The organism is Pricia sp., assembly GCF_041745955.1.
Taxonomy (GTDB): Bacteria; Bacteroidota; Bacteroidia; order Flavobacteriales; family Flavobacteriaceae; genus Pricia.
The window spans coordinates 1-10,614 of record NZ_JBGTHY010000180.1 but is presented as its reverse complement, the minus strand read 5'-3'; the positions used below and the strand labels follow the sequence as shown (position 1 = coordinate 10,614).

Sequence of the window (10,614 nt, the reverse complement as noted above, 5' to 3'; positions counted from 1 at the left end):
TCCTGACTTGTCCGATTTAGTGCGGTCTGAGCATTTTGGCAATAATTTTCTGTAATTCTTGCGGTGCTGCCGCCTTCATCCGGATTTCTTTTTTGGTTATTCTGTTCATAAGCCTAGCCTCGGTCATTTTTTTGCATAGATCTAAAAATGCTCTAATCGATATGGAAGCGGATATCTCAATGTGCTTTGAGACTGCCAGAGCCATAAAGCAGATGAGCACATGCAGTTGGATGGAATTCTCTTTAAAATGGAAGATGGGCCTAGTTTTTAAATCTCCTTTGGCTACTCTAAAAGCCTGTTCGATCTTGTAAAGGTCGTGGTACCTCTCAATAATGGTTCCGTTGCTGGCTATGGTCTGTTCAATGTCTGTATAATACCCTTTGACACCCAACAGTTTGGTGGTCTTTGCAATGAGTTTTTCGTTCAGTTCCATCTTACTTTCACCTGATTTCAGATATTTTATCCGTCTGGCTTTTGAGGGCTGCTCCAGTAGGGTCTTGGCCCTGTCTATTTGCTTATGCATCTCGTACTTGTCCTTGTTATATCTTTTCTTTGAAAAACTACATATCAGATGACCCCGTTCTGTTTTTAGCCTAATTGTGCTACCGTCCTTCCTTGGAAGTTTGGTATCGATCTGTTCCAATAGTTCAGAGGGAATATTGCCCAGTCTAGCTCCCACTATGTAATTTATTTTTTCGGCTCTGAGCGCATCCACATTTTCAGTACTGATCATGGCTGCATCCGCCACCACAGCAAAATAATCCACATCATGGGTTTTGATGAAGGATTTAATCACTGGGATCAGTGTATGACCTTCAAAAGTGTTACCCGAAAACACCTCATAACCCACAGGGAAGCCCTCGGGAGTAACCATTAGCGCTACCACAATCTGGGGCTGCTGAGATTTGTTGTCCTTTGAAAAACCGTTCTTGCGCAGTTCATCCTCGGTAAAGGTTTCAAAGTAAAGGGTGGTGACATCATAGAACATCAATGAAAGGTCAAAGTCATATTGTTTCCTTGCAAAGTCCAATGTCCGTTTCTCTATGCCCTGTTTCAGTGCAAGCCATCGGGGTGTCGATTCATAGAACCGTTGGCGGCGGTGCCTGATGCCGAAATAGGATTCCATCAACTCAATGGAACGCAATTTAGAAGCAGGTTCAAAGATGCGCATGATTACTAGGTCGCTCAAAAGCGTATCCACCTCCATGATATGCCCAAGTTCGTACTGTATTGCCCGGAGTACATCATATAGATAGGTATAGTAAAAACCAATGTAATCGCATTGACTAACCAGGATTTCATTTTCATTAGGTCTGGAATCTTCGAAGAGATAGGTCTGTCCAGTTCTATCGGCAATAAAGAGTCTTGCCATTTCATTCAAGGCCACGATTTCAGCACCGGTTGTCCCTGAACCGATATGTTTGACAATTACCCGTTTGCCCTTCTGATAATAATATACCTGAACCGAACGGGAATTACCCTTGGTCTGAACCGTTCTGATGTGCAGCATTTGACCCAGTTAGTGCTGTCAAACTACATAAAATATTTTATAAACCATTGATTTTCAAATTAATATTTATAAGGCACGAAACCAGCGGACAAGTCAGGGCTTAAAAGAATGGTGGATATCAGTATATAGGACAGTTTGGGAATGCGCATACGACGTATAACTTTATGATGTTCGTCTTATGCTAACGCCTGATTTTCGTAATAGGTATATATTTTTCGTTGAACGGTAGCGCCGAGGATAGACCTTTTTAAAAGGGATTCGATACTAAAACGGGGATCCGGACGTTTTCAATGTAAATTTATCGTTAAGTAATCTTATTTTTAATGTAAATTTTATGTACCTTTAGATTCTAAAATTGTTATGCCATGAAAAATTTGATCCTAGTTTTTGTTTTTATCCTCAGTACGTCGTATGGCTTTTCCCAAAAAGAGAAAGATGTAAAGCTAAACACGGACACCAATCTTATTGAAACCACCTATTATCACGATAACGGGGAAGTAAGCCAAAAGGGCACTTTCGATTTGGCCGGTAAATTGCACGGTGAGTGGGTCAGTTATAGCGAAACGGGAGACAAGGTCTCCATGGGAAACTATAATAAAGGAATCCGCACTGGAAAATGGATTTTCTGGACGGATGGCAATGTTAAGGAGGTCGAATTCTCCGATAACGTTATTGCCAGTGTAGTAGATAGGGAAAAGGGTACAGGGGTCGTGACCAAAAATTAAACGGATAAAACAAATAAAAATATATCCCTTGGAAGCGCTGTCTTTCAAGGGATATATTTTTCGGCATACCCAAAAGTAGCACCTCGGTACTTTATTTTGCCCGCGTAGGCACCAATACCGCAATTTTCGCCTCGGTATCGAGATCGGAATCCAAAAGCGAACCTACATCGACTGATTTGACAAAGAGCTCTTCCTGAATCCGTACTAGCTCATTTTCTGATACTTCGATAGGTATTTCCAAGGTTTCATATCCCGGAAAACCTATGGCTAAAATATATTTTCCAGGGGTAATTCCGCTCATTTCAAAATTACCGTTGAGGTTGGTCTGTGCGCCCCATTCGGTATCCTTAAGTTCGATGTTGGCAAACAGTAATGGTTCGCCGTTCATTTCCAGATCGGTTATGGTGCCGGATACGGATCCATGCGATTGGGAATAGACGACCAAGGAAAATAGGAAGCTAGCGATTAGAAAAATAGTTTTCATGACATCGTTCTAAGTAATTCGATGCAAATAAAAACGTTCCAGGTTAAGTTAAGGTTATCTACAGATTAAGTCTAGTTCAATTTTAAAGACCATTATTCCATAATCTTGGCAGGAATGATCGTACCGTCATATTCTTGGTAATAGGTTTCCAAGAGGTCGATGACGACCTTCATAAGATCTTTGGTTTCCAAGAGCAATGAGAAATATAGCGTGGTGTTTTTGGGGCTTGACTCTTCGGTACGTGTTCTTGCTACCTGTTTCTCGATTTTTTGTGATACAAGGTCGAACAGTTCTTGTTTGTTTTCCAACACTTTTCCAATTTGCTTAAAAGATCTTTCATCGAAAGCTTGTTTGGTATTGGAAAAAATCTCTTCCAGTTTATGGTCGATTTCTTTCAGTTCCTTGATCTGATTGTACTTTAATTTTTTGTGATTGTTGTGAACGTGCTTGTGGCTGACCTTTCCGATATACTCCAAAGACTGGGTGATGTCGGTCAAAAGGCCTAGTATGCTTATGTAAAAATTACTGGCACCTACGCTAGCTTCGTCAAGATTTTTGATGAAGTAAAAAATGTGGTCGCGCAGTTCGTCGATTTCTGCGGATAGTTTTGCCCCTTGTTTTTTGTTCTTTTTCAGAAGATTAAGATCGTGCTTCGCCAGACCGTTGATTGAGTTGGTGTATATTTTTTTACTTCGCTTGATGACGTTGGATATGTTGTCGGCGCTTTCTTCTATAACGCCTTGTATGGAGCTACTTTCCGCTTTTTGTAAACTGTCCTCAGCCTTTATTTCTTTGGATTTTTTGCTATAGGATATATAGTTTCTAGCCAATATCAATACCGCTGCGAACAGTAAGACTGCAATAGCGGCACCCTTACCAAAACTTATCAGGGCGAGAATCACACCGGACGCAACAAAGGCGATAATGGCCGTTCCGAACCATCCACCGATAACATTGAGTACCCCAGCGACCCGGTATACCGCGCTTTCGGCACCCCAGGCCTTATCCGCAAGTGACGAGCCCATGGCCACCATGAAGGTAACATAAGTGGTCGACAAAGGCAGTTTGTACGAAGTCGCGATAGAGATTAGTACACCAGCGACCATGAGGTTTACCGCGGCCCGAACCATGTCGAAGGCGGGTTTTTCGTAGGTTTTGTCCCTAGCGAGGACGATGACCGGTTTTTTGAAGCGAACGGCCAGTTTTTGGTTGAGCGAACTGGGCAAAATGGCTTGTGTAGCCTCTGAGATGCCGATAGTCAGGCGTACGATGCTCCTAGATAAAAAATTGGGCTGAAAACGTTCTTTACCCTCTCCCTCCCGAGCCAGGTTTATCTCCGTGTCGGTCACATACCTTGCTTTTTTCGAAAACCATAAAGTGGCTACCATCACCATGCCCGAAATAAACAGTAGTACGGTCGGCGTAGGTACTTTTGAGGCCAGTACGCCCATGCCGAATTCGGTCGCCAATTCCCCCGACGCCTGCCAAGCCTCGTACGATTGCCATGCGGCTATGGGTACCCCGATAAAGTTGACCAGGTCGTTGCCCGCAAAGGCCAAGGCAAGCGCAAAAGTACCGACGCCTATGATCAGTTTGTAAATATTGACTTTTGCCAGGGTCATCAGCGAATAGGAAATCAACGACCATAATACAAAGTTCAAAATTACGAGCCACCATGCCCGCGTCTCCAAGAATTCCTGTATCGTAAGAGTACCGATCAGATCAAAACTCTGTTCTGCAAAAGAGGTTCCGCCTATGCCCTTTATCAAAATGAAGTAGGTAATCGCGGAAAGGGCAAAGCCTCCGAAGAGCGCGCCGACCCATTTGGCCTTTTTCTCGAAATCATAGCTAAGCAGTAGTCTGGATACCCATTGTACCAGGGCCCCGACCGAAAAGGCCACCACGACCGAAAGCAATATGCCCAAAATGATTTCTGTCGCCTTTGAAGTATTGATATAATTGACCACATCGCCGAAAGAGCCATTGTCGACACCGATTTTAATCAACGACATGGCTACGGATGCCCCCAAAAGTTCAAAAACAATGGAAACCGTAGTGGATGTAGGCATTCCCAAAGTGTTGAAAAAATCCAACAACAGGATATCGGTGATCATCACGGCCATAAAAATGAACATGATTTCGTTGAAATAGAATTCGCTAGGGTTAAAGATACCTTTCCGTGCGACCTCCATCATACCACTTGAAAAAATGGCGCCTAGGGCGATACCAACGCTGGCAACGATCATTATGGTGCGGAACGAAATGGCTTTTGAACCGATAGCGGAATTCAAAAAGTTGACCGCATCGTTACTAACGCCTACGACAAGATCCGCTACCGCGAGAAACGCCAGTGCGACAATCATTATCAAGTAAATATTATCCATAACTTTTAGAAAAAATCAACTTGCAAATATCTATGGTAACCCTAAACGGAATGTTACCTAAACGTTATATTTTCAGGGTACGTTAGAAATGTACCTCGACCTGCAAACGGCACATCAGTTCATCTGTTCCCGCATCTTCGGAAAGATAGCTTACATCGGTCTGCACTTTCAGTTTATGGCCAACAATGTATTTCGAGAGCCCCAAGGTAAACTGTTTTTGTGGATTTCTGCCCGTAACGTCCCCATCAAGTTCGATGTTCGTGAACCTGCCGGAAACTTCCCAATCCGTTTTGAACAAATAGCCCGTCTGAAGGTTCAACCCATCACCGATCTGCACTATGTCTCCGGTGGTAGTGCCGTCGGAATTTTTGGCGATGGGCTCATCGGCTGTTCTTTTCGCATACTCGCCCATAAAAGAAAAGCCACGGTATTTGAACATGGCATCCACAAAAATGGTATTGATATCGGTCTCGAAAAACCCGACATCGTTCGCCATGTACGAACCTTGGTTGCTTTCCGTTTTTACAGCGTTCCGGTTGGTATCGTAAGTGGCGGCCAGCATCAGTTTTGGTGTCTCTTCCCATATCAGGTCACTTCCGTCGTACTCCGAATCGTCGGTAAACCTTCCCAAGGGAAATAGTTCAAGCCGGGCGGTATACTGATGTCCGCCCAAGTTTCCGTTGACGACATTTCGTCCCTCCCCTTGGGAGAACGTCAATTTTTCCCGTATCAAAAAAGTATCGTCCAGATTGAAATGATGCCTAAGCTGAAATCCGATGTCACGATCGATGTTAAAGTTGGCGTTCAGAAGGGAACGGTCTACTTGCTGTAGGTCTCCCGAAGAGATGACACGCTCAATATTTCCCGGTAATTTAGTCTGTCCGATCCAAAGCTCGAAGTTTTGGTAGAAATTCCACATGACCACCGCATCATAGATATAGCGTTGTGCATTTCCGTAAATTCCTAGCCCCCCGAAAGATCGCTGTTCGAGAGCCCCAGCTCGAGCTTGTATTTCAGTTTGGGGGAATAAGCGAATCCGTCGAATTTTAAGCGCGCCCTCCGTACCAAAAAGTTCTGTTCGGGATTTGAAAGGCCTCCGTTATCTCCTTTATCCCAACTGGCAATGGACAGCAACTGCATACGGGCACCGATTTCATGCTCCAGGAACTATCCTTTCCGACAAGGTCAAAGATTCCGTTCCCGAAAACGGTGGTATTGGTTTCCTGGGCATGGGAGCCCATGGAATTCAGCACTACCAAGCAAATAATTAAACTATTGGTTTTCATTGAAATAGGTTTCCGATAGGTTCAAGGAAAATGTCTCGCTAAGTTAAATTAAGGTTACTATGAGGTTAAATTGAGCGCAATATACAAACAAAAAACTGCGGTAAAATGGGTTCAAGATATCAAATCGCACCTGTGTTATAGTAAAAAAAGCTGTAAAAAGGTATCTTGCACTTTCTAAAATAGGAAAGGTATTATGAATTGGGAATCACTACTCTCCCTAAAACGTTACGGCGATAAAAACAAACGCCTACGAAAAGAACAGGATGATACCCGCCTTGGTTTCGAGGTCGATTATGATCGGATTATATTTTCGGCCGCATTTCGGAGTTTGCAGGATAAGACCCAGGTAATTCCCCTCTCCAAAACAGATTTTGTACATACCCGATTGACCCACAGCCTTGAGGTTTCGGTGGTCGGAAGGAGCTTAGGAAGAATTGCGGGAAAAATGATTTTGGAAAAACATCCCCATTTACGGGAAACCTTAGGCTATCGCTTCAACGACTTCGGGGCCATCGTCGCCGCTGCGGCCCTGGCACACGATATTGGGAATCCACCGTTCGGGCATAGCGGCGAAAAAGCCATCGGGGAATATTTCGAAAATGGAAACGGAAAAAAATACCGATCGGTTCTTTCTGACGTTCAGTATCAGGATTTGATCGATTTTGAGGGGAACGCCAACGGTTTCCGGTTGTTGACCCAGTCTAGGGAAGGGGTCGAGGGAGGCCTGCGTTTGAGTTACGCGACACTGGGCGCGTTTATGAAATACCCTAAGGAATCGCTCCCCAAAAAACCGTCGCCACATATCGCCGATAAAAAATTCGGATTCTTTCAATCGGGAAAGGATGCCTTCAATGAAATTGCCGCTGTATTGGGACTGCTTTCCAGAAATAACAAAGCGGAAATTTCATTCGCTCGTCACCCTTTGACCTATCTGGTCGAGGCAGCAGATGACATCTGCTATACCATTATCGACTTTGAAGACGGTATAAACCTCGGTCTTATTTCTGAAGATTATGCATTGGAATACCTCATCAAATTGGTGCAGAACACTATAAATACAAAAAAGTACAATTCCCTTAATTATCAAGAGGATCGTTTGAGTTATCTGCGAGCGCTTGCCATAAGCACGCTAATTGGCGATGCTATATCCGTTTTTGATGCCAATGAAGATAAAATACTAAACGGTACTTTTAGCACTTCGCTCTTGGACCAAAGCCGTTATCAAGCCCAGATAAAGGATATCATTGCCCTTAGTGTCGATAAGATATACCGGTCAACTGAAGTGATCGAAAAGGAGATTGCGGGCTATCGGATTATTTCCGATATTCTAGAGGTATACACGAATGCCCTAATCCGAAGGAAAGAACATAAGATGTCGAATTATGATAATCTAATACTAGGGACCTTACCTAAATTTTATAGAAATACGGAGGCCAGCGTTTATGACATCCTTTTAAATGCCTGTTGTTATGTAGCCAGTCTTTCCGACAGTGCGGCGGTTCACATACATAATAAGATCATGGGGAAATCGCTTTAAAACACATAAGAAACCCCGACCCCCAATAACTGCTTGAACTGTACGCGTGTCTTACCGGGGTTCACCACCTGACCCTGCGCATTGATTTCTTCATCAAAAAGTATATTGTCGTCGTAGATAATATGGGTACCAATTGTGGTGACCATATATTTGTTGACCTTAAGATCGATATTGAGTTCCCAGTCGACGTCTATGTTCCCGAATCCCTGTAGATAGTCGGTGTAAAGGCTGATTCGATGGTTGAGCAGCACATTTTTATATACTTCGGTTTCCCAGGTATTGGTGACATGAAAGCCGAATTCGAGAAAGACATTATCGCCGGGTTCGATTATGTTTCCCTCCGTATCGAGTACAGCCCTTTGAACACCGAAGCTACCTTTATTCGCCAGTTCTTGATCTAGTACAAAAGTCGATTTTTGGGTTAGCGGGGAAATATAAAGGTTGAATTTTTGGTCTTTGGTGATATAGGAGGTGCCCGCCCCCAGAAACGAATAGCCCGGAGCCATAAATCTGGAAATGGGGTTCTCCCTATCCGGATATTTGTACCCGTTCGAAAATTGGGTATTAAAGTTCGCCTTTGCGGAGTAGTACCAGTTGCTGATCGTATCCCTCTGAAAGCCGAAGGTCGAACTAAGACGTATGGCGTCGTCCGTTTTGCGAAGTTTTTGTCCTTCTTGCAGGTTCAGGCCATAGCGAAGATCCATGTAATTGTCCCACCGGGTATATCGGAATTTATAGTTGCGCTCGAAACGGGCGTTGCCCAATGCCGAGGCCGAATTGTTGCCACCGGCGTTCCAGTTGACAAAGGCGACCTCGCTAAAATTGATGCCGAATTTGTTGACGTTCGTCCAAAACGAAGGTACTCGGAAACGGTTCGGTTCTTCTTCCAAAGCTTTGGTCTGCCTGAACGATATCACCGGGTTCATCAATTCGACACTTCGGGGAACAAATTTCATTTTCCTCTGTGTCCTACGGATGACCACGGTAGCGACTATTGTCGTGTCTATGGCGACCGTATCTATCGCCCGCTGTTGCGGAAGGGAATCCCTGTCTTGGGCGGGGAGAGCGGAGAAGCAAAAAATAAAAAGAAAGGCAAGAACTACTTTGGTAACTATCCAGTGGCCTGTCATATTTTGTTTGGTGTTTGGTTTTTACGAATACTGTGAAGGATTGCCATTCGGTTCGATATTATGAATCAAGCAGAACCTTTATGCGCGTTTTTAGGGATGCCGCATCGATTTTGGCCAAGCGGTGCAATTCTTCCACGGTACCGTGCTCTAGAAATACGTCGTCGATGCCCATGATGACCAGTTTATTGGCATGTCCGGTTTCGTTGGCGAATTCAAGAACAGCGCTTCCGAAACCTCCGGCTTTGCAACCATCTTCGAGGGTCAGTATATATTCGTAATCTTCGAAGATAGCAAAGAGCCTTTTTTTGTCCAAAGGTTTAACAAAACGCATATCATAGTGTCCGATTTGGCCGTTATTAAACTCTTCGATAAGCTCGGCTATCATATTGCCCATATTTCCTAGGGATAGGATGGCAATTTTCGAACCCTTTCGGAGTTCCCTTGAACTTCCTATTTCGATTTTTTCAAAAGGGGTTTTCCAATCCACCTGAACCCCACGGCCTCGAGGATACCGGATGGCAATAGGATGTGGCAATCCCAATTGCGCGGTATACATGATATTTCGGAGTTCCGTCTCGTTCATCGGGGCAAAAATAACAAGGTTCGGGATACAACGCAAGTAAGAAATATCGTAAACTCCATGATGGGTGGCCCCGTCCTGACCGACGATGCCTGCTCGATCTAGGCAGAAAATCACTGGTAGGTTCTGTAGGGCGACATCGTGGATGACCTGGTCATAGGCCCGTTGCAAAAAGGTAGAATAAATGGCACAAAAAGGCATAAGACCTTCAGTGGTCATCCCGGCGGCCAAGGTAACGGCGTGCTGCTCGGCTATACCTACGTCAAAGGCCCGTTCCGGAATCTCGGCCATCATATATTTTAGGGAGCTTCCCGTAGGCATGGCCGGAGTTATTCCGACTATTTTTTCGTTTTTCTCGGCGAGTTCGACGAGGGTATGGCCAAAGACATCCTGATATTTGGCTGGCTGGTCGGTAACGGTTTTTGGCTGTAGTTCCCCTGTAGATCGGTCGAACTTTCCCGGGGCGTGGTAGCCCACCTGGTCTTCCTCCGCTCTTTGAAGTCCCTTTCCCTTAGTGGTAATCACGTGCAGCAGTTTCGGGCCTTTGACCGACTTAAGCCGTTCGAGTTCTAGGAGTAAAAGGGCGATATCATGCCCATCCACAGGGCCGGAATAATTGAGGTTGAGGCACTCAAAAATATTCTCTTCCTTGGCCGTGCCTTTTTTAACGTTGGTCAAGTATTTTTTCAGGGCCCCGACACTGGGATCTATTCCGATAGCGTTGTCGTTTAATATGACCAGCACGTTGGCATCGGTTGAACCAAGATGATTGAGGGCCTCGAAAGCCATTCCGCTGGCAATGGAAGCATCGCCGATAACCGCTATATGCTGTCTTTCGGTATCACCCTTTAACATTGACGCGATGGCCATCCCCAAAATAGCCGATATCGATGTCGAGCTGTGTCCCGTTCCAAAAGCATCATACTCGCTTTCGCTTCGCTTGGGAAAGCCACTGATACCGCCCAATTGGCGATTGGT

9 protein-coding genes are annotated in these 10,614 nt (G+C 44.7%); 2 read left to right on the top strand and 7 right to left on the bottom strand.

The features are described 5' to 3' along the window. Positions 1–16: 16 nt before the first annotated feature. On the bottom strand, positions 17–1,510 hold the full coding sequence (locus ACEW8S_RS06400) for an IS1634 family transposase (RefSeq protein ID WP_373517345.1): 1,494 nt from the start codon (positions 1,508–1,510) through the stop codon (positions 17–19). A gap of 365 nt (positions 1,511–1,875) precedes the next feature. Between ACEW8S_RS06400 and ACEW8S_RS06395 the strand changes: the two genes are divergently transcribed. Further along, a complete protein-coding gene (locus ACEW8S_RS06395) occupies positions 1,876–2,235 on the top strand; it encodes a toxin-antitoxin system YwqK family antitoxin (protein WP_373517344.1) in 360 nt (119 codons plus the stop codon). A 91-nt stretch (positions 2,236–2,326) separates the two neighbouring features. Here the strand turns inward: ACEW8S_RS06395 and ACEW8S_RS06390 are convergent, their stop codons facing one another. The 4 genes from ACEW8S_RS06390 to ACEW8S_RS06375 form a co-directional block, all read right to left on the bottom strand. Beyond that, complete coding sequence (locus ACEW8S_RS06390) at positions 2,327–2,719, bottom strand: carboxypeptidase-like regulatory domain-containing protein (protein WP_373517343.1); 393 nt, start codon at positions 2,717–2,719, stop codon at positions 2,327–2,329. Between the two features lie 92 nt (positions 2,720–2,811). Continuing rightward, positions 2,812–5,103, bottom strand: coding sequence for an anion permease (locus ACEW8S_RS06385; RefSeq protein WP_373517342.1), 2,292 nt, complete (start codon positions 5,101–5,103; stop codon positions 2,812–2,814). An 82-nt stretch (positions 5,104–5,185) separates the two neighbouring features. Beyond that, entirely contained in the window at positions 5,186–6,022 is an 837-nt protein-coding gene (locus ACEW8S_RS06380) for a porin (RefSeq protein ID WP_373517341.1), read from the bottom strand. Between the two features lie 44 nt (positions 6,023–6,066). Beyond that, positions 6,067–6,243, bottom strand: coding sequence for a hypothetical protein (locus ACEW8S_RS06375; RefSeq protein WP_373517340.1), 177 nt, complete (start codon positions 6,241–6,243; stop codon positions 6,067–6,069). A gap of 339 nt (positions 6,244–6,582) precedes the next feature. Between ACEW8S_RS06375 and dgt the strand changes: the two genes are divergently transcribed. Then, the gene (gene dgt / locus ACEW8S_RS06370) at positions 6,583–7,926 is read left to right on the top strand and encodes a dGTP triphosphohydrolase (protein ID WP_373517339.1); all 1,344 of its coding nucleotides are present in this window, start codon (positions 6,583–6,585) and stop codon (positions 7,924–7,926) included. Here the strand turns inward: dgt and ACEW8S_RS06365 are convergent. Both ACEW8S_RS06365 and dxs read right to left on the bottom strand, forming a co-directional pair. Continuing rightward, positions 7,923–9,056 carry a DUF3078 domain-containing protein gene (locus tag ACEW8S_RS06365; protein ID WP_373517338.1) on the bottom strand — a complete coding sequence of 378 codons (1,134 nt, stop codon included), beginning with the start codon at positions 9,054–9,056 and terminating at the stop codon, positions 7,923–7,925. The genes dgt and ACEW8S_RS06365 overlap by 4 nt on opposite strands. A 58-nt stretch (positions 9,057–9,114) precedes the next feature. Beyond that, the coding region (gene dxs / locus ACEW8S_RS06360; protein ID WP_373517337.1) for a 1-deoxy-D-xylulose-5-phosphate synthase at positions 9,115–10,614 on the bottom strand (1,500 nt) is incomplete at its 5' end.

What these genes read in the sequence shown, in the direction of transcription:
- ACEW8S_RS06395 (WP_373517344.1), top strand. Translation starts at nt 1,876, where the DNA reads ATGAAAAATTTGATCCTAGTTTTTGTTTTTATCCTCAGTACGTCGTAT.
- dgt (WP_373517339.1), top strand. Translation starts at nt 6,583, where the DNA reads ATGAATTGGGAATCACTACTCTCCCTAAAACGTTACGGCGATAAAAAC.
- ACEW8S_RS06390 (WP_373517343.1), bottom strand. Translation starts at nt 2,719, where the DNA reads ATGAAAACTATTTTTCTAATCGCTAGCTTCCTATTTTCCTTGGTCGTC.
- ACEW8S_RS06385 (WP_373517342.1), bottom strand. Translation starts at nt 5,103, where the DNA reads ATGGATAATATTTACTTGATAATGATTGTCGCACTGGCGTTTCTCGCG.
- ACEW8S_RS06400 (WP_373517345.1), bottom strand. Translation starts at nt 1,510, where the DNA reads ATGCTGCACATCAGAACGGTTCAGACCAAGGGTAATTCCCGTTCGGTT.
- ACEW8S_RS06380 (WP_373517341.1), bottom strand. Translation starts at nt 6,022, where the DNA reads ATGTGGAATTTCTACCAAAACTTCGAGCTTTGGATCGGACAGACTAAA.
- ACEW8S_RS06375 (WP_373517340.1), bottom strand. Translation starts at nt 6,243, where the DNA reads ATGCAGTTGCTGTCCATTGCCAGTTGGGATAAAGGAGATAACGGAGGC.
- ACEW8S_RS06365 (WP_373517338.1), bottom strand. Translation starts at nt 9,056, where the DNA reads ATGACAGGCCACTGGATAGTTACCAAAGTAGTTCTTGCCTTTCTTTTT.